The sequence below is a fragment of the Pseudomonas fluorescens genome, assembly GCF_004683905.1.
In the GTDB taxonomy this organism is placed as follows: domain Bacteria; phylum Pseudomonadota; class Gammaproteobacteria; order Pseudomonadales; family Pseudomonadaceae; genus Aquipseudomonas; species Aquipseudomonas putida_A.
The window spans coordinates 5,838,725-5,862,979 of record NZ_CP038438.1 but is presented as its reverse complement, the minus strand read 5'-3'; the positions used below and the strand labels follow the sequence as shown (position 1 = coordinate 5,862,979).

At 60.7% G+C, this 24,255-nt stretch carries 23 protein-coding genes; 13 read left to right on the top strand and 10 right to left on the bottom strand.

Translation table 11 applies throughout. From position 1 onward, the window contains the following. The first annotated feature begins 55 nt into the window (after nucleotides 1–55). Nucleotides 56–511, top strand: a complete 456-nt coding sequence (locus tag E4T63_RS27180; RefSeq protein ID WP_098966204.1) for a YaiI/YqxD family protein — start codon at nucleotides 56–58, stop codon at nucleotides 509–511. 130 nt (nucleotides 512–641) lie between these two features. Here E4T63_RS27180 and elbB read toward each other — a convergent pair whose 3' ends face one another. Then, nucleotides 642–1,310: an isoprenoid biosynthesis glyoxalase ElbB gene (gene elbB / locus E4T63_RS27175; RefSeq protein WP_135296811.1), complete on the bottom strand. Its 669-nt coding sequence runs from the start codon at nucleotides 1,308–1,310 to the stop codon at nucleotides 642–644. A gap of 279 nt (nucleotides 1,311–1,589) precedes the next feature. Continuing rightward, complete coding sequence (locus E4T63_RS27170; protein ID WP_027610469.1) at nucleotides 1,590–2,240, bottom strand: DedA family protein; 651 nt, start codon at nucleotides 2,238–2,240, stop codon at nucleotides 1,590–1,592. A 207-nt stretch (nucleotides 2,241–2,447) separates the two neighbouring features. On the opposite strand from E4T63_RS27170, the gene hemB reads away from it, so the two are divergent. Both hemB and ppk1 read left to right on the top strand, forming a co-directional pair. Further along, nucleotides 2,448–3,461 (top strand): porphobilinogen synthase, encoded by a 1,014-nt coding sequence (hemB, locus tag E4T63_RS27165; RefSeq protein WP_135296810.1) that lies wholly within the window; start codon nucleotides 2,448–2,450, stop codon nucleotides 3,459–3,461. A gap of 18 nt (nucleotides 3,462–3,479) precedes the next feature. Beyond that, the gene (gene ppk1 / locus E4T63_RS27160) at nucleotides 3,480–5,705 is read left to right on the top strand and encodes a polyphosphate kinase 1 (protein ID WP_041072035.1); all 2,226 of its coding nucleotides are present in this window, start codon (nucleotides 3,480–3,482) and stop codon (nucleotides 5,703–5,705) included. A 242-nt stretch (nucleotides 5,706–5,947) separates the two neighbouring features. On the opposite strand, the gene ppx is transcribed toward ppk1, so the two are convergent. The 5 genes from ppx to E4T63_RS27135 form a co-directional block, all read right to left on the bottom strand. Continuing rightward, the gene (ppx, locus tag E4T63_RS27155) at nucleotides 5,948–7,450 is read right to left on the bottom strand and encodes an exopolyphosphatase (protein WP_027610472.1); all 1,503 of its coding nucleotides are present in this window, start codon (nucleotides 7,448–7,450) and stop codon (nucleotides 5,948–5,950) included. 208 nt (nucleotides 7,451–7,658) lie between these two features. Beyond that, a complete protein-coding gene (locus E4T63_RS27150; RefSeq protein ID WP_135296809.1) occupies nucleotides 7,659–8,396 on the bottom strand; it encodes an amino acid ABC transporter ATP-binding protein in 738 nt (245 codons plus the stop codon). After that, on the bottom strand, nucleotides 8,383–9,033 hold the full coding sequence (locus E4T63_RS27145) for an amino acid ABC transporter permease (protein ID WP_007968438.1): 651 nt from the start codon (nucleotides 9,031–9,033) through the stop codon (nucleotides 8,383–8,385). Before E4T63_RS27145 ends, E4T63_RS27150 begins: the two co-directional genes overlap by 14 nt. Next, nucleotides 9,030–9,698 carry an amino acid ABC transporter permease gene (locus tag E4T63_RS27140; RefSeq protein ID WP_027610474.1) on the bottom strand — a complete coding sequence of 223 codons (669 nt, stop codon included), beginning with the start codon at nucleotides 9,696–9,698 and terminating at the stop codon, nucleotides 9,030–9,032. Before E4T63_RS27140 ends, E4T63_RS27145 begins: the two co-directional genes overlap by 4 nt. A 22-nt stretch (nucleotides 9,699–9,720) precedes the next feature. Next, nucleotides 9,721–10,506, bottom strand: a complete 786-nt coding sequence (locus E4T63_RS27135; protein ID WP_096796124.1) for a transporter substrate-binding domain-containing protein — start codon at nucleotides 10,504–10,506, stop codon at nucleotides 9,721–9,723. 256 nt (nucleotides 10,507–10,762) lie between these two features. Here E4T63_RS27135 and E4T63_RS27130 point away from each other — a divergent pair, with 256 nt between their 5' ends. The 6 genes from E4T63_RS27130 (at nucleotide 10,763) to E4T63_RS27105 (ending at nucleotide 18,127) form a co-directional block, all read left to right on the top strand. Next, a complete protein-coding gene (locus E4T63_RS27130; RefSeq protein WP_097089549.1) occupies nucleotides 10,763–11,470 on the top strand; it encodes a FadR/GntR family transcriptional regulator in 708 nt (235 codons plus the stop codon). 120 nt (nucleotides 11,471–11,590) lie between these two features. Next, nucleotides 11,591–11,920, top strand: coding sequence for a thioredoxin TrxA (gene trxA, locus E4T63_RS27125; RefSeq protein WP_003177349.1), 330 nt, complete (start codon nucleotides 11,591–11,593; stop codon nucleotides 11,918–11,920). A 247-nt stretch (nucleotides 11,921–12,167) separates the two neighbouring features. Then, nucleotides 12,168–13,427 (top strand): transcription termination factor Rho, encoded by a 1,260-nt coding sequence (gene rho, locus E4T63_RS27120; protein ID WP_003229334.1) that lies wholly within the window; start codon nucleotides 12,168–12,170, stop codon nucleotides 13,425–13,427. A gap of 195 nt (nucleotides 13,428–13,622) precedes the next feature. Next, the gene (locus E4T63_RS27115) at nucleotides 13,623–15,623 is read left to right on the top strand and encodes an acyltransferase family protein (protein WP_135296808.1); all 2,001 of its coding nucleotides are present in this window, start codon (nucleotides 13,623–13,625) and stop codon (nucleotides 15,621–15,623) included. Nucleotides 15,624–15,692: 69 nt separating this feature from the next. Continuing rightward, nucleotides 15,693–17,159 (top strand): 4-hydroxy-3-polyprenylbenzoate decarboxylase, encoded by a 1,467-nt coding sequence (gene ubiD / locus E4T63_RS27110; protein WP_003229330.1) that lies wholly within the window; start codon nucleotides 15,693–15,695, stop codon nucleotides 17,157–17,159. Continuing rightward, entirely contained in the window at nucleotides 17,159–18,127 is a 969-nt protein-coding gene (locus E4T63_RS27105) for a CDP-6-deoxy-delta-3,4-glucoseen reductase (RefSeq protein ID WP_047596694.1), read from the top strand. The genes ubiD and E4T63_RS27105 overlap by 1 nt, the downstream gene beginning before the upstream one ends. A 49-nt stretch (nucleotides 18,128–18,176) precedes the next feature. Here E4T63_RS27105 and E4T63_RS27100 read toward each other — a convergent pair whose 3' ends face one another. Further along, on the bottom strand, nucleotides 18,177–18,650 hold the full coding sequence (locus tag E4T63_RS27100; RefSeq protein WP_098966194.1) for a sn-glycerol-3-phosphate transporter: 474 nt from the start codon (nucleotides 18,648–18,650) through the stop codon (nucleotides 18,177–18,179). Between the two features lie 354 nt (nucleotides 18,651–19,004). Between E4T63_RS27100 and E4T63_RS27095 the strand changes: the two genes are divergently transcribed. Next, nucleotides 19,005–19,673 (top strand): gamma-glutamylcyclotransferase, encoded by a 669-nt coding sequence (locus tag E4T63_RS27095; protein WP_098966192.1) that lies wholly within the window; start codon nucleotides 19,005–19,007, stop codon nucleotides 19,671–19,673. On the opposite strand, the gene glpT is transcribed toward E4T63_RS27095, so the two are convergent. Then, the gene (gene glpT, locus E4T63_RS27090) at nucleotides 19,649–20,998 is read right to left on the bottom strand and encodes a glycerol-3-phosphate transporter (protein WP_027610481.1); all 1,350 of its coding nucleotides are present in this window, start codon (nucleotides 20,996–20,998) and stop codon (nucleotides 19,649–19,651) included. The genes E4T63_RS27095 and glpT overlap by 25 nt on opposite strands. Nucleotides 20,999–21,224: 226 nt before the next feature. Between glpT and E4T63_RS27085 the strand changes: the two genes are divergently transcribed. Continuing rightward, the gene (locus tag E4T63_RS27085) at nucleotides 21,225–21,854 is read left to right on the top strand and encodes a flagellar basal body-associated protein FliL (protein ID WP_135296807.1); all 630 of its coding nucleotides are present in this window, start codon (nucleotides 21,225–21,227) and stop codon (nucleotides 21,852–21,854) included. 177 nt (nucleotides 21,855–22,031) lie between these two features. Continuing rightward, on the top strand, nucleotides 22,032–22,646 hold the full coding sequence (locus E4T63_RS27080; protein WP_098966189.1) for an energy transducer TonB: 615 nt from the start codon (nucleotides 22,032–22,034) through the stop codon (nucleotides 22,644–22,646). Between the two features lie 71 nt (nucleotides 22,647–22,717). Here the strand turns inward: E4T63_RS27080 and E4T63_RS27075 are convergent, their stop codons facing one another. Further along, a complete protein-coding gene (locus tag E4T63_RS27075) occupies nucleotides 22,718–23,695 on the bottom strand; it encodes an NADPH:quinone oxidoreductase family protein (protein ID WP_115985873.1) in 978 nt (325 codons plus the stop codon). A 150-nt stretch (nucleotides 23,696–23,845) separates the two neighbouring features. Here E4T63_RS27075 and E4T63_RS27070 point away from each other — a divergent pair, with 150 nt between their 5' ends. Continuing rightward, nucleotides 23,846–24,253 carry a flagellar basal body-associated protein FliL gene (locus tag E4T63_RS27070; RefSeq protein WP_027610485.1) on the top strand — a complete coding sequence of 136 codons (408 nt, stop codon included), beginning with the start codon at nucleotides 23,846–23,848 and terminating at the stop codon, nucleotides 24,251–24,253. Nucleotides 24,254–24,255: the final 2 nt, after the last annotated feature.

The window sequence follows — 24,255 nt, the reverse complement described above, 5'->3', positions numbered from 1 at the left end:
TTAACCTTGTGGGAGCGTGGCTTGCCCGCGATGCTTTTTTGAAGAGGAAAAAATCATGCGTGTATGGATCGATGCCGACGCTTGCCCCCGGGCCGCCAAGGATCTGGTGGTGAAGTTCGCCCTCAAGCGCCAGTTCGAAGTGGTGCTGGTGGCCGGGCAGCCGCAGACCAAGCCGGGGCTGGCCATCGTCAAACTGATCGTGGTGCCCAGCGGTCCGGATGCGGCGGACGATTATCTGGTCGAGCACGCGGTGCCTGGTGAACTGGTGATCTGCAGCGATATCCCGCTGGCCGATCGTCTGGTGAAGAAGGGCGTGGCGGCGCTGGACCCGCGCGGCAAGGAGTTCGATGCGCAGAACATGGGCGAGCGGCTGGCGGTGCGCAACCTGTTCACCGACCTGCGTGAGCAGGGCCAGATCAGCGGCGGCCCGGCGCCGTTCGGCGAGCGTGAGAAGCAGGCGTTTGCCAATGCGCTGGACCGCATCCTCACCCGCCTGACCCGCAAACCTTGAAATAATCACCATTCCCCTGTGGGAGCGGGCTTGCTCGCGAAGGCGTCGAATCAGACAACATTGATTTGAATGACACACCGCTTTCGCGAGCAAGCCCGCTCCCACATTTCGCTCTGCATGCAGTCAGAGATCAAACATCGTTTTCGTGGGTGAGTTCGAGCACCCGGTCCACCAGTTTGTTGATCCCCGAAGCCGCCTCACTGATGTTCTGCGCCAGCATGTAAGCCGGGGTCGTCACCAGTTTGCGTGCCTTGTCTTCGATGATGTCGGTCACCGCGCAGTCTTCATGGCTGGCGCCCATCTTGTTCATCGCGGTGGCGGTGTCGGCATCGTTGCCGATGGTGCAGGTCACGCCCGGGCCGTAGATCTTCGCTGCCAGCGCCGGCGAGATGCACATCAGGCCCACCGGTTTGCCCGCTTCGGCAAACGCTTCGGCCAGTTCCAGCACTTGCGGCTGCACGCTGCAGCCAGCGCCTTCGACGGCGAAATTCGAGAGGTTCTTCGCCGCACCAAAACCGCCAGGTACGATCAGCGCGTCGAAGTCATCGACGTTGGCCTCGCGGATGTCCTTGATGTTGCCGCGGGCAATGCGCGCTGACTCGACCAGCACGTTGCGCGTCTCGGGCATTTCTTCACCAGTCAGGTGATTGATCACATGCAATTGCGCGATGTTCGGCGCGAAGCACTGTACCTGCGCGCCGCGTTGATCCAGGCGCAACAGGGTGATGACACTCTCGTGGATCTCGGCGCCGTCGTACACACCACTGCCGGACAGGATCACTGCAACTTTTTTGCTCATGGGTTTCTCTCCAGATTCATGGCGCTAAATGTCCACTAATTTATCGCGCGTTGCCATAGGCCCAAGTGGTGGCTGCACCTGCATGGAGCGCTTTCTAAATGGATCGCAACAACGGCGGGGTGTTCATTATTTGCGGTTGCCTGCCTCGTGACGAGCAGGAGATTTTTCGCGTGAGAACGCCGCTGGCGAACGGGAGTCCGCTGGCGCAGAGGGGATAAATGACTAAAAGAGCCGGCCAGCCCGGGCTTTGCGCAGGGCTGTGCGCCAAGCGCCAGCGCGTTATTCGGCTGGCGTCTTCGGTTCGGCAGGTTTGGCCACTTCGGCTTGATTCAGCAGTGCCGCTTTTGCGGCTTGCTCGTCGGCGTAAACCTGTTTTGCCAGTCGCGCATTCTTGAAGCGGCGGCGCAGCCACAGACCAACGCCAAGAATCAGCAGCGCGCCAAGCACCCACAGCTCGTACTTCTTGATGCTGCCGAGCATGCCTTCGAGCACCGCGCCGAAGTGGTAGGCGGCGGCTGCCAGGGCGGTGGCCCAGATCGCTGCGCCGATACCGTTGAGCAACAGATAACGTCCCGGCGGATAACCCGACAGGCCGATCGCCACCGGCATCACCGTGCGCAGGCCGTAAACGAAGCGGAAGCTCAGAACCCAGATGTCCGGATGCTTGCGAATATGTTCCAGCGCGCGGTCGCCCATCATCTGCCAGCGCGGTTTGCGTGCGAGCAATTTGCGCCCGTGCTTGCGCCCGAGGAAGTACCACAGCTGATCGCCGGCATAGCTGCCGAAGAACGCCACGACCACCACCAGGTTGATGTCCATGTATCCACGGAACGCGAGGAAGCCTGCGAGCACCAGGATGGTTTCGCCTTCGAAGAACGTGCCGAGGAACAAGGCAAAGTAGCCAAAGTCATGCAGAAATTGTTGGAGCATTGTCTGGGTGCTGGCGAAATGAACGCGCAGCCTAACCCTTCGGACACATTCATGAAAGTGTCGAAATGTGTCTCGACGTGAACAATTCCTACGCCAACAATGGAATGCGGCTACATGTCACGGGGTACGCACAACTGTAATCTGTTGGTCATAATGGCCGTCTATAACTGTCACGCTCGCCCGTTTGCGCGGGCTCAGGAGTCCGCCGTGAGCTTTACCCCTGCCAATCGTCTGTTTCCCGCCACTCGCCTGCGTCGCAATCGTCGTGATGATTTTTCGCGTCGGCTGGTGCGGGAAAATGTGCTGACGGTCGATGACCTGATTCTGCCGGTGTTCGTGCTTGAGGGTGAAAACCGTCGCGAAGCCGTGGCCTCGATGCCCGGTGTCGAACGTCTGACCATCGACCTGCTGCTTGAAGAAGCGGCGAAATGGGTCGAACTGGGGATCCCGGCGCTGGCGCTGTTCCCGGTCACGCCTGTCGAACTGAAATCCCTTGATGCTGCCGAAGCCTGGAACCCCGAGGGCATTGCCCAGCGCGCCACGCGCGCGTTGCGTGCGCGTTTCCCGGAATTGGGCGTGATCACTGACGTCGCCCTCGATCCGTTCACCACCCACGGTCAGGACGGCATTCTCGATGAAGAAGGCTACGTGCAGAACGACATCACCGTCGACGCACTGGTCAAACAGGCTTTGTCCCACGCTGAAGCCGGCGCTCAGGTCGTGGCGCCGTCGGACATGATGGACGGCCGCATCCAGGCGATCCGCGAGGCGCTGGAGCTGGCCGGTCACGTCAACGTGCGGATCATGGCCTACTCGGCCAAGTACGCCAGCGCCTATTACGGGCCGTTCCGCGATGCTGTGGGGTCGGCGGCGAATCTGGGCAAGGCCAACAAGGCCTCCTATCAGATGGACCCGGCCAACAGCGACGAAGCGCTGCACGAAGTCGGCGCGGACTTGTCTGAAGGCGCGGACATGGTCATGGTCAAACCCGGCATGCCGTACCTGGACATTCTTTTGCGGGTAAAAGATGCCTTCAAAGTGCCGACCTTCGTCTATCAGGTTAGCGGCGAATACGCCATGCACATGGCGGCGATCCAGAATGGCTGGTTGAGCGAGGCGGTAATTCTTGAATCACTGACCGCCTTTAAACGTGCCGGCGCTGATGGCATCCTGACTTACTTTGCTGTCCGTGCCGCTCAATTGTTACGAGAACAGAAATAGCCCTCCCAGGAACATTCGATGAATACCGAAGGACTCACTGAAGTTGCAGTAAAAGAAGCTCAACCGGTGGTGGAGCAGATCACCGAAACCCCGCCGGAACTCGAGCCTGCGCCACCCGCGCCGGTTACCGAAGCCGTCGCGGCGGCGCCAGTGATTGCGATCCCGGGCCTGGATGACAGCAGCCTGTATATCCATCGCGAGCTCTCGCAACTGCAGTTCAACATCCGCGTGCTGGAACAGGCGCTGGACGAGTCCTATCCGTTGCTGGAGCGGCTGAAATTCCTGCTGATTTTCTCCAGCAACCTCGACGAATTCTTTGAAATCCGCGTCGCCGGCCTGAAAAAGCAGATCACCTTCGCTCGTGAACAGGCCGGTGCCGACGGTCTGCAACCGCACCAGGCACTGGCGCGGATCAGCGAGCTGGTGCACGGTCACGTTGACCGCCAGTACGCGATCCTCAACGACATCCTGCTGCCGGAGCTGGAAAAGCATCAGGTGCGCTTCATACGTCGCCGTCACTGGACGACCAAGATCAAGACCTGGGTGCGCCGCTACTTCCGCGACGAGATCGCGCCGATCATCACCCCGATCGGCCTCGACCCGACGCACCCGTTCCCGTTGCTGGTGAACAAGAGCCTGAACTTCATCGTCGAACTGGAAGGCATCGACGCCTTCGGTCGCGATTCCGGTCTGGCGATTATCCCGGCACCGCGCCTGCTGCCACGGATCATCAAGGTTCCGGAAGAAGTCGGCGGCCCGGGCGACAACTATGTGTTCCTGTCGTCGATGATCCACGCCCACGCCGATGACCTGTTCCAAGGCATGAAGGTAAAAGGCTGCTACCAGTTCCGCCTGACCCGAAACGCCGACCTGGCGCTCGACTCCGAAGATGTCGAAGACCTTGCGCGCGCCCTGCGTGGCGAGCTGTTCTCGCGGCGCTACGGTGATGCGGTACGTCTGGAAGTCGCCGACACCTGCCCGAAACACCTCTCGGACTATCTGCTCAAGCAGTTCAACCTGAGCGAGACCGAGCTGTATCAGGTCAACGGCCCGGTCAACCTGACCCGTCTGTTCAGCATCACCGGTCTGGACAGCCACCCGGAGCTGCAATACACGCCGTTCACCCCGCAGATCCCGAAACTGCTGCAGAACAGCGAGAACATTTTCAGTGTGGTGAGCAAGCAGGACATCCTGCTGCTGCACCCGTTCGAGTCGTTCACTCCGGTGGTCGACCTGCTGCGCCAGGCGGCGAAGGACCCGCACGTTCTGGCCGTGCGCCAGACCCTGTACCGCTCCGGCGCCAACTCGGAAATCGTCGATGCGCTGGTGGACGCCGCGCGTAACGGCAAGGAAGTGACCGCAGTCATCGAACTGCGTGCACGCTTTGACGAAGAGTCCAACCTGCAACTGGCCAGCCGTCTGCAAGCGGCCGGTGCTGTGGTGATTTACGGCGTGGTCGGCTTCAAGACCCACGCCAAGATGATGCTGATCCTGCGTCGCGAGGCCGGTGAAATCGTGCGTTACGCGCACCTCGGCACCGGTAACTACCACGCCGGCAATGCGCGTCTGTACACCGATTACAGCCTGCTGACCTCCGACGACGCCTTGTGCGAAGACGTCGGCAAACTGTTCAGCCAGTTGATCGGCATGGGTAAAACCCTGCGCATGAAGAAGCTGCTGCATGCGCCGTTCACCCTGAAGAAGGGCATGCTCGACATGATTGCCCGGGAAACCCAGTTCGCCGTCGAAGGCAAACCGGCTCACATCATCGCCAAGTTCAACTCGCTGACCGATCCGAAGATCATCCGCGCGCTGTACAAGGCCAGCCAGTCCGGCGTGCGCATTGATCTGGTGGTGCGTGGCATGTGCTGCCTGCGTCCGGGCATCGCCGGGGTTTCGCACAACATCCATGTGCGCTCGATCATCGGTCGCTTCCTTGAACACACTCGAGTGTTCTACTTCCTCAACGGCGGCGAGGAGCAGATGTTCCTCTCCAGCGCCGACTGGATGGAGCGCAACCTCGATAAGCGCGTCGAGACTTGCTTCCCGGTGGAAGGCAAGAAGCTGCTGACCCGCGTCAAGAAAGAGCTGGAGCTGTACCTGACCGACAACACCCACAGCTGGAGCCTGCAGTCGGATGGCCGTTACATCCGCAACACGCCAACCGGCAACCAGAACCCGCGCAGCGCGCAGGCGACGTTGCTGGAACGCCTGGGCAGCCCGATTCTGCCGGTGAGCAGCTAACAGCTTAAAAGCGCCCTCACCCTAACCCTCTCCCGGAGGGAGAGGGGACTGACCGAGTTGGATGTTCGAGGTACATCGACCTGAGATTTCGAGTCGAACTCAGGCTTTGAAAACAACACGGATCGGCTCCCTCTCCCTCGGGAGAGGGCTGGGGTGAGGGGCAGGTCCACACCCGCACTCAAGTCGAACCCAATAAAAAAGGCGATCCAGAAGGATCGCCTTTTTTGCACCTGAAATTTAACTCAGTGAACAGTCAGGACAATCCCCACCCGCGTCAGCCAGTCGGCTTCGAGGCCAAAGTCAGCCTGAGTCAGCTGGTTTTCATCCAGCCAGTTCTCCGGAAATTCCACGTCGAGGGTGTTGCCTTTGGCATGCAGTGTCACTTGCGGCATCGCCTGGGTGCCACGGATGTGGTGGAACAGGATCGCGAAGCGCAGCAGCACGCACAGACGGATCAGCTTGTCGCCGTCGTCACCGAACTCGGCGAACTTGTCCTTGGGGATGTTGCGGCGATGGCCGCGCACCAGCAGAGCGAGCATTTGCTGGTCTTCGCGGGAGAAACCGGCAAGGTCCGAGTGTTCGATCAGGTAGGCGCCGTGCTTGTGGTAGTGGTAGTGCGCGATGTCGAGGCCGACTTCGTGGACTTTCGCCGCCCAGCCCAGCAGTTCACGCCAGATGCCGTCATCCAGCTCCCAGTCTGCGGCGACCTGATCGAAGGCGTGCAGTGCCTTGCGTTCAACTCGCGCGGCTTGTTCCAGATCGACGTGATAGCGCTCCATCAGCGAAGTCAGGGTGCGTTCGCGCACGTCTTCGTGGTGATGGCGGCCGAGCAGGTCGTAGAGCACGCCTTCACGCAGTGCGCCTTCGCAATGATCCATGCGTTGCAGTTCGAGGGCGTCGAAGATCGCTTCGAGAATCGCCAGGCCAGCCGGGAAGATTGCCCGACGGTCAGGCTTGATGCCTTCGAAGTCGATCTTGTCGACGTCACCCAGTTTGAACAGACGACGCTTGAGCCAGGCCAGGCCTTCGGCATTCACTTCGCCGGTGCCATGCCCGCCGGCCTTCAGCGCCAGGCCGATGGCGCGGATGGTGCCCGAGGAGCCGATGGCTTCATCCCAGGTCAGGCGGTGCAGGGCGTGCTCGATGCTCATGATCTCCAGCCGCGCCGCAGTGTACGCCTGGGCGTAACGGGCCGGGGTGATCTTGCCGTCCTTGAAATAACGCTGAGTGAAGCTGACGCAGCCCATTTGCAGGCTTTCGCGCAGCAGTGGTTCAAAACGCTGCCCGATGATGAATTCAGTACTGCCGCCGCCGATGTCGGCCACCAGACGCTTGCCCGGGGTGTCGGCGAGGGTGTGCGAAACGCCCAGATAAATCAGCCGCGCTTCTTCACGGCCGGAGATGACTTCCACCGGGTGACCGAGGATTTCTTCGGCGCGGTGGATGAATTCCAGGCGGTTGCGCGCTTCGCGCAGGGCGTTGGTGCCGACGATCCGCACGGCGCCCAGTGGCATGCCGTTGATCAGTTGGGCAAAGCGCTTGAGGCAGTCGAGGCCGCGCTGCATCGATTCTTCGTTGAGATGGCGCTCATCGTCGATACCGGCGGCGAGCTGTACTTTCTCTCCGAGGCGCTCCAGGATGCGGATTTCACCGTTCTGGGCCTTGGCCACGACCATGTGGAAGCTGTTGGAGCCCAGGTCGATTGCGGCGATCAGGGACAGATTCTTGGCTTTGGATTGCGGCATGGTCAGGGGGTCTCGGTCGATAACCCCGCCATCGTGCCACGATCAAACGCTGACGCCAACGCGCATGGTTCAAACCGTTGATCCTGCGCATAAAAGCTTGAGACCGCGGCGCGGCCATTCGCGAGCAAGCCCGCTCCCACAGGTGACCGCGTTCCAATGTGGGAGCGGGCTTGCTCGCGAAGAGGCTATTACAGCCACTGCAAATCCTTCAGGCTGTCGTTTCGACCGTCCCAATGAAATTCGCCAGCTCCGCCGTCTGCGGATTGGCAAACAACACCTTCGGATCCCCCACCTCATGCACCTTGCCATGGTGCATGAACACCAGCTTGTCGCCGACTTCCCGGGCAAAGCGCATTTCGTGGGTGACCATGATCAGCGTCATGCCTTCCCTGGCCAGTTGGCGCACCACGGCGAGCACTTCATTGACCAGCTCCGGGTCCAGCGCCGAGGTGATCTCGTCGCACAGCAACACTTTCGGCGACATCGCCAGTGCCCGGGCAATCGCCACGCGCTGTTGCTGTCCGCCGGACAACCGATCCGGGAAGGCGTCGAACTTCTCCCCCAGCCCGACGCGTTCGAGCATCTTGCGCGCCAGTTCGGTCGCCTTGGCCTTCGGTACTTTCTGCACCACTTGCGGCGCGAGCATCACGTTTTCGCCGACGGTCAGGTGCGGGAACAGGTTGAACTGCTGGAACACCATGCCGACTTTCTGCCGCAGGCTGCGCAGGTCGGCGCGGGCGGCGTCGAGGTATTCGCCGTCGACTTCGATCACCCCGTCGTTGATCGACTCCAGGCCATTTAGGGTGCGCAGCAGGGTGGATTTGCCCGAGCCGCTGCGGCCGATGATCGCCACCACCTGGCCTTCCTCGACGCTCAGGTCGATGCCTTTGAGCACGTGGTGATCGCCGTAGTATTTATGCAGGGCGGAAATTCTAAGCAGAGGCATGCAGTCTCCTTTCCAGGTAGCGCGCACTGAGCGACAAGGGGTAGCAGAGCAGGAAGTAGCCGAGGGCAACGAGGCCGTAGACCATGAACGGTTCGAAGGTGGCGTTGGCGAGCATGCCGCCGGTTTTGGTCAGCTCGGTGAAACCGATGATCGAGGTCACCGCCGTGCCCTTGACCACCTGCACCGAGAAGCCCACGGTCGGCGCCACCGCGATGCGCAGCGCCTGCGGCAGGATCACGTAACGCAATTGCTCCAGCGGATTCAGCGCCAGGCTCGACGAGGCTTCCCACTGGCCATTGGGGATCGCTTCGACGCAACCGCGCCAGATCTCCGCCAGATAGGCGCTGGTGAACAATGTCAGGGCAATCGCCGCCGCCATCCACGGCGAGATCTCGATTCCGGCCAGCGCCACGCCGAAGAACACCAGAAACAGCTGCATCAGCAGCGGTGTGCCCTGGAACAGCTCGATCCAGGTGCGGGCGATATTGCTCGGCAACGGGTTTTTCGAGATGCGCATCACCAGAATCAGCAGCCCGACGATCCCGCCTCCGATGAATGCCACCAGTGACAGCGCCAGCGTCCATTGCAGGCCGGTGAGCAGGTTGCGCAGGATGTCCCAGAAGGTGAAGTCGCTCATTGGCTGCTCCTCGCGATATAGCGGCGGCCGATCCAGTTCAGCAACTGGCGGATCAGCAGCGCCATGCACAGGTAGATCAGCGTGGTCAGCGCATAGGTTTCAAAGGCGCGGAAGTTGCGTGACTGAATGAAGTTGGCGGCGAAGCTCAGCTCCTCGGTGGCGATCTGCGAACACACCGCCGAACCGAGCATGACGATGATGATCTGGCTGCTCAGGGCCGGCCAGACCTTGCCCAGCGCCGGCAGCAGGACCACATGGCGGAACGCTTCGAAACGGCTCATCGCCAGTGCGGCAGCGGCTTCCAGTTGTCCGCGCGGAATCGCCTGGATGCCGGCGCGGATGATCTCGGTCGAATACGCGCCGAGGTTGATCACCATCGCCAGCACCGCCGCCTGCCACTCGGAAATCTGCACCCCGAGCGAGGGCAGGCCGAAGAAGATGAAGAACAGTTGCACCAGAAATGGCGTGTTGCGGATCAACTCGACGTAGACGCCGAAGAGTGCCGAGAACGGGCGGATGTTCCACGCCCGCACCAGTGCGCCGACGATGCCCACGCCGACCCCGAACAGCGCGCCAATCGCCGTCAGCTCCAGGGTGAACAGCGCGCCGCGCAGCAGCAGGTCGGTGTTTTGCACCACCGGCATGAAATCGAACTGATAAGCCATCAATTGTCTCCCGCGCGACCGATCAGAGGTCGGCCGGCAGCGGCTCTTTGAGCCAGGTCTGCGAGTTTTTCTCCAGCGCGCCGTCAGCCTTGGCGGTGGCGAGGATCTCGTTGACTTTGCCCAGCAGCGCGGGCTCGTTCTTGTTCACGCCGACATAGACCGGCGAGTCCTTGAGCTTCACTTTCAGCGCCGGCACGCGTTTCGGGTTCTTCTCGCTGATCGCCACCATCACCACGTTGCCGCTGGCGATCAGGTCGACCTGCCCTGCGAGATAGGCGGCGATGGTCGAGTTGTTGTCTTCGAAGCGCTTGATGGTCACGCCTTCGGGGGCGACCTTGGTCAGCTCGATGTCTTCGATGGCGCCACGGGTGACGCTGATGGTTTTGCCCTTGAGGTCGTCGAGCGTAGTGACGGCGGCATCAGGCGGGCCGAACACCGCGAGGTAGAAAGGCGCGTAGGCGTGGGAGAAGTCGATGACTTTCTCGCGCTCCGGGTTCTTGCCGAGGCTGGAGATCACCAGGTCGACCTTGCCGGTGGTGAGGAACGGGATGCGGTTGGTGCTGTTGACCGGGGTCAGTTCGAGTTTGACCTTAAGTTGATCAGCCAGCAGCTTCGCCGTGTCGATATCCAGGCCACGGGGTTTCATGTCCGGGCCGACCGAGCCGAATGGCGGGAAGTCCTGAGGCACGGCAACTTTCAGTGTGCCGCGTTTGACCACGTCTTCCAGGCCATCGGCGTGGGCGGGGATCTGGCTCAGCATCAGGCTGGAAAACAGAGCGGCGAGGAGGGCTCGGTAACGCAGGGTCATGGCAAATCTCCGGATCGACGGGAAGTGATTTCTGCGATCGGACAGAGCACGGGCCGTGCCAATACCCGGATTTATCCCCGGCAGGCCGCAGGTTTGCCGGGTTTGTTCGGTCTTACTGGTCTGAACAGTCAGGTTGTTTTTCGCACCCCGATGGCGCACCGGCAGCGGGCGCCGAACCCCGCTGGGGCACGACTTGCCGGATCCGGCGAATAGCTTTACAACTAGCCGCACCTTGGCCTGGCTCGTCTGAAAAACCATGAACTCGATCTCCCGCGCCGTACCCGAAGTGGCGCTGCAAGCCATTCGCAAACTGATCACCGAGCAGGGTTTCGGTGCGGGCGATGCGTTGCCGTCGCAACGGGATCTGGCGGTGCAACTGGGGGTCAGTCGGGCGTCGTTGCGCGAGGCGCTGTCGTCGCTCAGTGCGCTGGGCGTGGTCAGTATCCAGCCGGGCAAAGGCGTGTTCGTGCAGGCACCGGTGGACATTGCGCAGGGTGACAATGCGCCGGGCTGGCCGTTCGCAGCGCAGGCCTCGCCGCTCGACATCTTTCAGTTGCGCTATGCGCTGGAGGGTTTTGCCGCCGGGCTGGCGGCGGTGACCTTGAGCACGTTTGACCTGGATGCGCTTGAGGACAACGTTGCGGCGATGCGCGAGCAATTGAAGGCCGGCGACTTCGAGGCCGCGGCGAAACTCGACTTCGAATTCCACCGACGCATCCTGCTGGCCAGCGGCAATCAGGCGATGCTGAGCATTCTCACTGCCAGCGCCGAGATCTTTCTGGAAAGCCAGAAGCTACCGTTCATCCGCGCCGAACGGGCGATGGAAACCTGGCAGGAGCACCGCAAGATCCTTCGTGCCCTCGCGCGCCGGGCGTCCGCTGCGGCCCAGAAGGCCATGCAGGAGCACGTGCGCAATGCGGCCCTGCGCACCGGAATTTCCTTCATTGCCCCCGCCACGGCGTGACTTGGGCTATACCCAAACTCATCGAGTGCCATAGCAAGACTCAATCAACTGCGGCTTCCTGAACAAGGGAAGGGCGGCTATGATGGGCCACGTTTTTTTGCTTACAACCTGGAGAATTCCATGAGCAGCGATCTTATCAAACACGTTAGCGACGCCAGCTTCGAAGCCGACGTACTCAAGGCCGAAGGCGCTGTACTGGTCGACTACTGGGCTGAATGGTGCGGCCCTTGCAAAATGATCGCTCCGGTTCTGGACGAGATTGCCGAGACTTACAAAGGCAAGCTGACCATCGCCAAACTGAACATTGACGAAAACCAGGAAACCCCGGCCAAGCACGGCGTGCGTGGTATCCCGACGCTGATGCTGTTCAAGAACGGCAACGTTGAAGCGACCAAAGTCGGCGCCCTGTCGAAGTCGCAACTGGCTGCTTTCCTCGACGCCAACATCTAAGCGTCGCAGTAAATCGCCGAAAAAAAGCCTCGCAATTTGCGGGGCTTTTTGCGTATTCAGGGCTAGACGCTCCGAAACTCAGGTGGTACATTCGGCCCCGCACTGGTTTCTCCACTGCCCCCTGCTAGCCGTCGCCGACGCACTCCTTTTCGAACAAGTTCGCGATCCTGTCGCCTTCTCCGCGGCGCGGCCTCATTAAGCCAAAAGCTTAATTTCCCCCCTCCATAAATGATTACGTCATTCCTATATGAATCTGACTGAACTCAAGCAAAAGCCGATTACCGAACTGCTCGAATTGGCCGAACAGATGGGCATAGAAAATATGGCCCGTTCGCGCAAGCAGGACGTGATTTTCTCCCTGCTGAAAAAGCACGCGAAAAGCGGCGAGGAAATCTCCGGTGATGGCGTGCTGGAGATTCTCCAGGACGGCTTCGGCTTCCTGCGCTCCGCTGACGCTTCCTACCTCGCCGGCCCGGACGATATCTACGTCTCGCCGAGCCAGATCCGTCGTTTCAACTTGCGCACCGGTGACACCATCGTTGGCAAGATCCGCCCTCCGAAGGAAGGCGAGCGTTACTTCGCTCTGCTCAAGGTCGACACGATCAACTTCGATCGTCCGGAGAACGCGAAGAACAAGATTCTCTTCGAGAACCTGACCCCGCTGTTCCCGACCGTGCGCATGAAGATGGAGGCCGGCAACGGTTCCACCGAAGACTTGACCGGTCGTGTGATCGACCTGTGCGCCCCGATCGGCAAAGGCCAGCGTGGTCTGATCGTTGCACCGCCGAAAGCCGGTAAGACGATCATGCTGCAGAACATCGCGGCGAACATCGCCCGTAACAACCCTGAAGTTCACCTGATCGTGCTGTTGATCGACGAACGTCCGGAAGAAGTGACCGAAATGCAGCGCACCGTGCGCGGCGAAGTGGTTGCCTCGACCTTCGACGAACCGCCGACCCGTCACGTGCAGGTTGCCGAAATGGTGATCGAGAAGGCCAAGCGCCTGGTCGAACACAAGAAGGACGTGGTGATCCTGCTCGACTCCATCACCCGTCTGGCCCGTGCCTACAACACCGTGATCCCGAGCTCCGGCAAGGTGCTGACCGGTGGTGTCGATGCTCACGCCCTGGAGAAACCGAAGCGTTTCTTCGGTGCTGCGCGCAACATCGAAGAAGGCGGCTCGCTGACCATTATCGCCACCGCGCTGGTTGAAACCGGCTCGAAGATGGACGAAGTGATCTACGAAGAGTTCAAGGGTACCGGCAACATGGAACTGCCGCTGGACCGCAAGATTGCGGAAAAGCGCGTCTTCCCGGCCATCAACATCAACCGTTCCGGCACCCGCCGCGAAGAGTTGCTGACCGCCGACGACGAACTGCAGCGCATGTGGATCCTGCGCAAGCTGCTGCACCCGATGGACGAAGTGGCTGCCATCGAGTTCCTGGTCGACAAGCTGAAAACGACCAAGACCAACGACGAGTTCTTCCTGTCGATGAAGCGCAAGTAACATCGCCGGTTGAACCGATAAAAAGGGCGCCCCTTTGGGGGGCGCCTTTTTTTTGCATGAAATTTACCCCGGCAATGGGAGGTTCCTGATCTGGTAAGGTCTGTGATCGGGCAACCCACAAACAGCGCTCGGAGCCTCTGTGAATAAGGCTCGAGCTGTACAAAAAACAACCACCTGATTGGCATTAAAGATTTTATGAGCACACTCGCTTATCGAAGGGATATCGACGGCCTGCGAGCAGTCGCGGTGATCGCCGTGGTGCTGTTCCATTTTGGCGTCCCGGGGTTTACCGGCGGTTTTGTCGGCGTGGACGTGTTCTTCGTGATTTCCGGCTACCTCATCACCTCGATCATCTGGAATCAGCGTCAGGCTGGCCGTTTCAGCTTCGTCGAGTTCTGGGCGCGGCGTGCGCGGCGGATTCTGCCGGCGCTGTTCGCGATGATCATTGCGGTGCTGGCGGTGGGCTGGTTCCTGCTGGCGCCCAAGGACTACGAAGAGCTGGGGCGTTCGGTGCGCTATCAGGTGACGTTCGTCTCGAACATCCTGTTCATGCGTCAGGACGGCTACTTCGACGTTGCCTCTGACCTGAAACCGCTGTTGCACACGTGGTCACTGGCGGTGGAGGAGCAGTTCTACATCTTCTTCCCGCTGCTGCTGACGTTGCTCTCGAGCCGTCTGAAACATTGGCGGTTGGCGCTGTTCGGCGTGCTGCTGGTGTCGTTCGGGCTGAGTGTGTGGGCGATCCAGCATCATCCGGAGAAAGCCTTCTTCCTGCTGCCGATGCGCGCCTGGGAGTTGCTGGCCGGGGCGATGCTGGCGGTTGCGCCGAAACACGCCTGGCGCTTGAAGCCGCTGGCCGCCCAGGCCTTGAGCCTGCTCGGCATGGGGTTGATCCTGCTGGCGGTGTTTGCCTATGACAAGTCGACGCCGTTCCCGGGTGTCACCGCGTTGCTGCCGGTGCTGGGCGTGGTGCTGCTGATTCTGGCCAACGGTCATCGCGAAACGCTGGTTGGTCAATTGTTGAGCAGTCGGGTGATGGTCGGCCTCGGGCTGATCTCCTATTCCTGGTATTTGTGGCACTGGCCGGTATTCGTGTTTTCCAGCTACGCCAGTGTCGATGAGCCGGGCGCGCTCGACACGGCCGGGTTGATTCTGCTGACCCTGGTGCTGGGTTATCTGTCGTGGAAGTTCGTTGAAACGCCGTTCCGTGAACGGCGCTTGCTCGCCGGTCGTCGGCAGATTCTGCTGGCCGGTTTCTGCGGGATCCTGGTGCTCGGTCTGGCCGGGCAATCACTGCGCTGGACCGATGGCTTGCCATGGCGCCTGTCCGAGCAGGCGCTGCAATACGCCAAAGGCCGCGAATGGCGGCCGGAGCTGATGGCATGTCTGGCGGATGACAAGACCCCGGACGACAAGCTGTTCTGCCATTACGGCGTGGCGGATCTGCCGACCCGCGCGCTGGTCTGGGGCGACAGCCATGCCACGGCGCTGATCCCGGTGTTCGATGACGGTGCCAAAGCTCACGGTGTCAGCGTGATTCTGGCCAGTTCTCCAGGGTGCATTCCGGTCGATGGGCTGGAGCATGACGGGGTTTGTGCACGCTTCAACAAGCGGGTCGAGCAGGGGCTGAAAAACCAGGCGATCAGCGATGTGGTGCTGGTCGCCCGCTGGAGCCTGTACCTGTACGGCGATGCCAAGGGTGATCTCGGGCATGTCTTGAGAACGCCAGACGGTCGTTACGATCGCGCCGAGGCCGAGCAGCGTTTTGCCGCAGGCCTGCGCACTCGCGTCGCACAATTGCGGGCAGCCGGGCATCGCGTATGGCTGGTGAAAGAGGCGCCGTTGCAGGCGTTCAGCCCGCCTTATCGGCTGACGCGGCTGGCGATGCTCGATCGTCCGGTGGATGACGTCGGCCTGGCCGTCGAGGCGCACCACAAACGTCAGGTGTTCATCAGTCAGTTGTTCGCGCAGTTGGCGCAGAATGATCCGGCGGTGCGCGTGGTCGATCCGGCGCCGCGACTGTGTGATGAAAACGGCCTGTGTCACGCCGAACTCGGTGGGTATTCGCTGTACACCGATGACAATCACCTGTCCGAAGTCGGTGCGCGGTTTGTGGCGCCGATCCTTGAGCCGCTGTTTATCGGCCTGCAGGCCCGGGAAAACCGTGGACAAGCACAGACGAATGCAGCCAAGTAAGCAGCGACAGGCTGCCACAGGGCTGCATAGCAGGTAGGATGTACGCCTATTTTGAGGGTGCCATCGTCAATGAAATTCAAGGATCTTCGGGATTTCGTGCAGCAGCTTGAGCAGCGCGGAGAGTTGAAACGCATCCAGATTCCCGTCTCGCCGGTGCTGGAGATGACCGAGGTGTGCGACCGCACACTGCGGGCCAAGGGCCCGGCGCTGCTGTTCGAGAAGCCGACCGGCTACGACATCCCGGTGCTCGGCAACCTGTTTGGCACCCCGGAGCGGGTGGCCATGGGCATGGGCGCCGAGTCGGTCAGCGAACTGCGCGAGATCGGCAAGCTGCTGGCTTTCCTCAAGGAGCCGGAGCCACCGAAGGGCTTGAAGGACGCGTGGTCGAAACTGCCGATCTTCCGCAAGATCATCTCGATGGCGCCGAAAGTCGTCAAAGACGCGGTGTGCCAGGAAGTGGTCATCGAAGGCGACGACGTCGACCTGGCGATGCTGCCGGTGCAGACCTGCTGGCCCGGCGACGTCGGCCCGCTGATCACTTGGGGCCTGACCGTCACCAAAGGCCCGAACAAGGATCGCCAGAACCTCGGCATCTACCGTCAGCAAGTGATCGGCCGCAACAAGGTGATCATGCGCTGGCTCAGCCACCGTGGCGGTGCGCTGGACTTCCGTGAGTGGTGCGAGAAGCACCCGGGCCAGCCGTTCCCGGTCTCCGTGGCGCTGGGCGCCGACCCTGCGACCATCCTCGGCGCCGTGACGCCGGTGCCGGACAGTCTCTCCGAATACGCTTTCGCCGGCCTGTTGCGCGGTAACCGCACCGAGCTCGTCAAGTGCCGTGGCAACGACCTGCAAGTGCCGGCCACTGCCGAGATCATCCTCGAAGGGGTGATTCATCCGGGCGAAATGGCCGACGAAGGCCCGTACGGCGACCACACCGGTTACTACAACGAAGTCGACAGCTTCCCGGTGTTCACCGTCGAGCGCATTACCCACCGGATCAAGCCGATCTATCACAGCACCTACACCGGCCGTCCACCGGATGAGCCGGCGATCCTCGGCGTGGCGCTGAACGAAGTGTTCGTGCCGATCCTGCAGAAGCAGTTCCCGGAAATCACCGATTTCTACCTGCCGCCGGAAGGCTGCTCGTACCGCATGGCCGTGGTGACGATGAAGAAGTCGTATCCGGGGCATGCCAAGCGCGTGATGCTCGGTGTCTGGTCGTTTTTGCGACAGTTCATGTACACCAAGTTCGTTATCGTCACTGACGACGATATCAACGCCCGGGACTGGAACGACGTGATCTGGGCCATCACCACGCGCATGGACCCCAAGCGCGACACGGTGATGATCGACAACACGCCGATCGACTACCTCGACTTCGCCTCGCCGGTGTCCGGCCTGGGCTCGAAAATGGGCCTGGATGCCACCCACAAGTGGCCGGGCGAAACCACTCGCGAGTGGGGCCGCGTAATCGTCAAGGACGACGCCGTCACCCAGCGGATCGATGCCATCTGGAATCAGTTAGGAATAGATTGATGCGTGTAACCCTGCAGCCCTCCGGAGCGGTGCTTGAGATACGGCCCGGCGAGCGGATTCTCGATGGTGCGCGGCGCCTGGGCTATGAATGCCCGCAAAGCTGCCGCAACGGCAATTGCCACGTATGTGCGGCGCTGCTGGTGGAAGGCCGGGTCGAGCAGGCCGGCAAGGTGCACGACCACGGCGAGTTCTACACTTGCATAGCCGAGCCGCTGGAAGACTGCGTCCTGCTGTGGGATGGCGTGCTCGCGCTGGGAGAACTGCCGGTGCGCAGCCTGTCGTGTCAGGTCATCGAATGCCGGGATGTCGGTGGCGACACCTGGCGCGTGCGCCTGCGTGCGCCGGCCGGCAAGCCGCCGCGTTATCACGCCGGGCAGTACCTGATGATCGAGCGTGAAAACGGCGAGAAGTCGGCGTTCTCCATGGCCTCGGCGCCGCACGGCGGGCGCGATCTGGAAATCCACGTGCTGGCCCGCGAAGCCAGTGCACTGAGCCTGATCGAGCAGTTGCAACGCAACGCGATGGTGCGCGTCGAGCTGCCATTCGGTGACACTCACCTCGCCGAGTTGCCTGACGGGCCACTGGTGTTGATCGCCGCCGGCACCGGCATGGGCCAGATCCACAGCCTGATCGAACACTGCCGCGCCAACGGCTTCAAACACCCGGTGCATCTGTACTGGGGCGTACGCCGTCCGGAAGATTTCTACGACATCGAGCATTGGGACGAATGGCTGAAGCTGCCCAATCTGTTCCTGCACAAAGTCGTCAGCGACCAGTGCGGTTGGGAAGGGCGCTGCGGGATGTTGCACCAGGCCGTGTGTGAAGACTTCGCCGATCTGAAGTCCCTGCATGTATACGCCAGCGGCTCGCCGGCGATGGTCTACGGGACTCTGGATGCGCTGGTGGAAGCCGGGATGGATGCGCACCAGATGCGCGCCGATGTATTTGCGTATGCGCCGCGCTCTTGAGCCGCGCGAATTGAGCCGAGCTCTTGCGTCCCGCGCCTGAGCCGCGCTTCTAGAAACGCACGCCGCTAGTCACCATCGCCGCATTGGCGCCGAGAAATACCAGCTCGGCGGCCAATGGGCCGTAGTGAGTCCCGACGGACGGAATGATCACCGGCGCAACGCCGTAGCGGTTCAAAGGAATCTTGTCCTTGTAATCACCGTGATAACCCTGCAACAGCCCACCCGTGAGTTTCAGATACAGCGGATATTCGCTGCTGTCATAGCGCTTGCCGACATAGGCGTAGTTCGAGCGCTGGCGGAACGAGTTGCGGAAAGTTGCCCCGCCAAATACCCAGCCGGAAGCCTGATTGCGTTCGATGCCGATCAAGTCCTGATGATTATTGTGTTCGGGGTCGGGCGAGTAATGTCGGGTGTAGACACTGGTCTGGGCATACCAGAAGCCTTTGCCTTGCGCATTGTCCTCGGCCAATGCATGGCCGGCCTGAGCCATCAGCAACGCGGCCAGAAGTCTTGGGATTTTCATAGTGCAGCCTCAGTTAAACGGGATGGCTTGCGCCAGAGGAAGGCCGTTATACGTAGCCGTTCAGCGACGGAGAAGAAAGAAAGTCCGACATTTTAGTAGGAAGATTCCTGCGCTTTCTTGAACCAATCCTGAACAAGCGAAGGCTTATGCATATTTCATTCGGGTATTTAAGATATTTCGGCAATGGTATTAGGCTATATAAAACCGCATAGCGTTGACTAATACACCCGATTTAGCGCTATCGAGCAGGTCATACATCCTTTAGCACTTTTCGTTTTAGATTTACTGCTATATGTTCTAACGAACGAATTGCGCTTACATCTTGTAATACTTGCGGGGCCGAACACTTCCGTCATGACAGCCATAGAATCTGCTTTTCTGAATCTGGCTTATCCTCCGCGGCTCGATCTGGGGCCGCAGCTCACTCACGAACAACTTCTCGCTTCCATGCAATCGACCATGGCGCGCCACAAGGGCGGGCCGGTGTGGCTGTTCGCCTACGGGTCGCTGATCTGGCGCCCGGAATGTACGGCGGTGGAGCGGGTGCGCGGCCGCGTCCATGGCTACCACCGCGGCCTGTATTTGTGGTCGCACGAGCATCGGGGGACGCCGGAAATGCCCGGGCTGGTATTTGGTCTGGATCGCGGCGGTTCATGCAGCGGCTTCGCCTATCGGCTGCCGGAAGAGAACCTCGACGCTGCGCTGTACGCGCTGTGGAAACGCGAGATGCCGTTCCCGTCCTATCGCCCGCACTGGCTGAACTGCCGGCTCGAAGATGGCAGTCAGGTTCAGGCGTTAGGGTTTGTTTTGGAGCGACACCTGCCCAGCTATGCCGGCAACTTGCCGGATCACGTGCTGAGTCAGGTGTTCGAAAGCGCTTGCGGGCGTTACGGCACCACTCGCGATTATGTCGAGCAGACCGCCCACGCCCTGCGCAGCCACGCCATGCCGGATCGAAATCTGGAGGCGCGGCTCAAGCGCTGTCAGTCAAAAGCCGATCAGGCGACGGCTTCGCGGCTCTGACTGGCGACTTGCTTGTGCCACAGGGTCGGGGCCAGGAAGGCCATCGACAGCAGGCAAGCGCCCACCAGCAGGACAAAACCACCGTTCCAGCCGAAGTGGTCAACGGTGTAGCCCATCGCCGCACTCGCCGCGACCGAACCACCCAGGTAACCGAACAGACCGGTGAAGCCCGCAGCCGTGCCGGCGGCTTTCTTCGGTGCCAGTTCCAGCGCCTGCAGGCCGATCAGCATCACCGGGCCATAGATCAGGAAGCCGATCGAGAACAGCGCGATCATGTCCACCGTCGGGTTGCCGGCCGGGTTCAGCCAGTACACCAGCGTCGCCACGGTCACCAGCGCCATGAACACCATGCCGGTCAGGCCACGATTGCCACGGAAGATCTTGTCCGACATCCAGCCGCACAGCAGCGTGCCCGGAATGCCCGCCCACTCGTAGAAGAAATAGGCCCACGAGGTTTTATCCACGGTGAAACCTTTGGCTTCTTTCAGGTAGGTCGGCGCCCAATCCAGTACGCCGTAGCGCAGCAGGTAAACGAACACGTTGGCCATGGCGATGTACCAGAGCATTTTGTTGCGCAGCACGTATTTGACGAAAATTTCCTTGGCGCTGAATTCGTCTTCGTGGCTGGCGTCGTAGCCTTCCGGGTAATCGTTCTTGTACTTCTCGATCGGCGGCAGGCCGACAGATTGCGGGGTGTCACGCATGGTGATGAAGGCAAACACCGCCACGCCCAGCGCCACCGCTGCCGGAACGTAGAAGGCTGCGTGCCAGTCATTGAACAGGCCCATGCCGATCAGGAACAGCGGGCCGATCAGACCGCCACCGACGTTATGCGCCACGTTCCACACCGAAACCACGCCGCCACGTTCCTTCTGCGACCACCAGTGCACCATGGTGCGTCCGCTCGGCGGCCAGCCCATGCCCTGGGCCCAGCCGTTGATGAACAGCAGGATGAACATCATGGTCACGCTGGAAGTCGCCCACGGCGCGAAACCGAAAATGAACATCACCCCGGCCGACACCAGCAGGCCGAATGGCAGGAAGTAGCGCGGGTTGGAACGGTCGGACACCAGGCCCATCAGGAACTTCGACAGACCGTAGGCAATGGCGATGGCCGACATCGCCAGACCCAGATCGCCACGGCTGTAGCCTTCGTCGATCAGGTACGGCATGGCCAGCGAGAAGTTTTTGCGCAGCAGGTAGTAACCCGCGTAGCCAAAGAAGATACCGGCGAAGATCTGCCAGCGCAGGCGTCGGTAAGTACTGTCTATTTTTTCTTCAGGCAATGGAGCCTGATGTGCGGCAGGACGAAAGAAAGCAAACATTCAAGAGCTCCAGATTTCTTGTTTTGACTGCGGATGCGAATGTTACAGTTTCGTTACCGAAAATAGCACCGGTTCGCATCGGCAAAACAGCGGAAAATGTTGGAAGTCGCACGTTCTTTTACGAACCTGTCGCTCAGCTGTAAGAACAGGGCGTTTTCACCACTTATCTACATGGAGTGACTTAGACTCGCGGCCCGTTCAGCCGATTGATCAGCCGAGATAAGCAATGTCACTGAAGGTTCGCATGTTGGTGCCGAGATTTTTGGTGGCAGCGGGACTTGCCGTCGTGTTGCTGGCATTGATCGTCACCGATCATCCTTCTCATTCCGGCCTGGGCAACGCCACGGTGCTGATCATTCGGCATGCGGAAAAACCGGATACAGGATCGGTGCTCAATGCCCGAGGCGAGCAACGCGCCGCCGCCTACGTCGACTATTTCAATCCGCTGAAACTCGACGGCCAGACGTTCACCCCCCAGCGTTTGATCGCTGCCGGCGATACCCCGGAAAGTTCGCGCTCACGCCTGACCCTGACCCCGTTGGCCCAGCGCCTGAACCTTGCGATCGAGCAGCCCTTCGTCAATGGCGATCTGCATCAACTGGTCAAACTGTTGCGCAAGAGCAATCAGGCGCAGACGGTGCTGATCGCCTGGCACCACGGCCATATCAATAAACTGCTCAAAGCCTTTGGCGGTGACCCCACAGCCCTGATGGGTCAGGAAAAATGGCCGGATGAGGTCTTCGACTGGCTGATCGTCCTGCGCTTCGATGACAAGGGCCGGCTGATTCCGTCGCGCAGTCTGAAGGTGCAGGAGCACTTGTTGTCGGGCGACTCTGCCGGGCCGAACGGCGGCTAAACGTCCGTCAGAAAATTTACCTGCCGTCATTTGCCCAGCGGTTTCGTCGGATTTCCCATCGGGATCAGGAAATGTCCTGCATTCAATAGCGAAGCTGCGCCATTCAGTTAAAAGACAGTGCTCCGTAAACTTTCTGTTGTTGCCGGACAGGCATCTCAATAGGGAAGGGGCGCGATCATGCGGTGGTTTTTTGCAGGGCTTTTATTGACGATCTTCAGTCTTGCACTGGCGGCAGAAGGGTTACTCATACCTGAAAACAACCCGCAGCCGATTTACCCGAAGAGGTTGTCCAGGGCAGGGGTCGAAGGCGAGGTCAGGGTCAGCTTTATCGTCAAGGCGGATGGCTCGGTCAGCGCGATCGACATCGTGCAAAGTGATCACCCCGATCTGGCTGAGGCGGTCAAAGACGCCATAACACAGTGGCGCTTCAGGCCCTGGACGGTTGAAGACGGTCGGCCTGCGGAACAGCCCATCGTGGCGCCGATGCTCTTTCGATTGGCCAGGGATCAGCCGATCGACATCAACCAGTGGCTGAAGTCAGTAAAGTGTCGCGTCATCAATGACGGTTTCAGGAACATGCCTGAGCACGCCTGGGTCGACGCAGAAGTGTTTAATTACACCCGTGCTTACGTTTCCAACGTGATTCTCAAGAGTCAGTTGGCCGATGAACAACGTCTGGCAATCATCGCCAAGATGAACCGGCGCGTACCGATGATCGTCAGAGGCTGCCGGGAAGCTCCTATGCGTAGCTACATGAGTTTTCTGCCGGGAGAGGTTCGCGAGTTGCTTTGATAGCCAGCGACGCTGTGTTGCTGCCTGGCGCGAATCAGGCCGGCTCCGAGAGGTCACCGGCCAGAAAACACTCAGCGCACCTGCACCACCACCTTGCCCACCGCCTTGCGCTGCCCCAGATCGTTGATCGCCTGCGCCGCGTTGCTCAGCGGATACACCTGCGACACCAGCGGCTTCAACTTGCCCTCGGCGAACCAGCCGAACAACTGCTGGAAGTTCGCCGCGTTGTCCTGCGGCTGACGCTGGGCGAAGGAGCCCCAGAACACGCCGAGTACCGCGGCGCCCTTGAGCAGCGCGAGGTTGACCGGCAGCTCGGGGATGCGTCCGCTGGCGAAGCCGACCACCAGCAGGCGGCCGTTCCAGGCGATGGCGCGGATGGCCTGGTCAAACAGGTCGCCGCCGACCGGGTCGTAGATCACGTCGGCGCCCTGGCCGTCGGTGAGGCGTTTGATTTCGTCCTTGAGGCTGGTTTCGCTGTAGTTGATCAGTTCATCGGCACCGGCGGCCTTGGCCACGGCGAGTTTTTCCGCGCTGCTGGCGGCGGCAATGACCCGGGCACCCATGGCTTTGCCGATTTCCACCGCCGCCAGGCCGACGCCACCGGAGGCGCCGAGCACCAGCAGGGTCTCGCCCGGTTGCAGGTTGGCCCGTTGTTTGAGGGCGTGCATCGAGGTGCCGTAGGTCATGCTGAACGCGGCGGCGGTGTTGAAATCCATCGACGGCGGGATCGGCAGCACGTTGTAACCCGGCACCGCGACCTGTTCGGCGAAGCTGCCCCAGCCGGTCAGGGCCATGACCCGGTCGCCGACTTTCAGGTGGCTGACTTTCTCACCGACGGCGCTGACCACGCCGGCCGCTTCGCCCCCCGGCGAAAACGGGAAGGGCGGCTTGAACTGATACTTGCCCTCGATGATCAGCGTGTCCGGGAAGTTGACCCCGGCGGCGTGCACCTCCAGCAGGATTTCGTTCTTCTTCGCGACAGGACTGGCGACGTCTTCCAGCACCAGCGATTCGGCAGGGCCGAAGGCTTTGCACAGCACGGCTTTCATCAGGGCTATTCCTTTGGGAGTGATGGCCGATAAGTGTAGGTGTGTCAGTCAACGGGTCAACGAGCATGCCCGGCCCTGATAGTCAGCCATAAGCTTGTGCTTGCGCGGCGGGTCGTTATGCTAGGCCGCAAACCGGATAAGGAGCGAATTGTGAAAGCGTGGATCATGTTGTTGCTGGCCCTGTCTCTGCCTGTGGCAGCGCTGGCCGAAGAAGCCAAAGAAGGCGAGGCGCCGAAGGTCAACTACATCACCCTGAGCCCGCCGTTCGTGGGTAACTACGGGCTGGACGGCACGCCCAAGCTGAAGGTCTACAAGGCCGACGTGGCGCTGCGTGTGACCGGCGAAGAGGCGACCAAACTGGTCAAGGCCAACGAGCCGCTGATTCGCAATCAACTGGTGGCGCTGTTCACTCAGCAGACCACCGAGGCGATGGGCAGCATCGAAGGCAAGGAAAAGCTGCGTCAGGAAGCCCTGAAGCAGACCCAGCAAGTGATGAATGACGAGACCGGCAAGCCGGTGGTTGAAGATCTGTTGTTCAACAACCTGATCATTCAGTAACC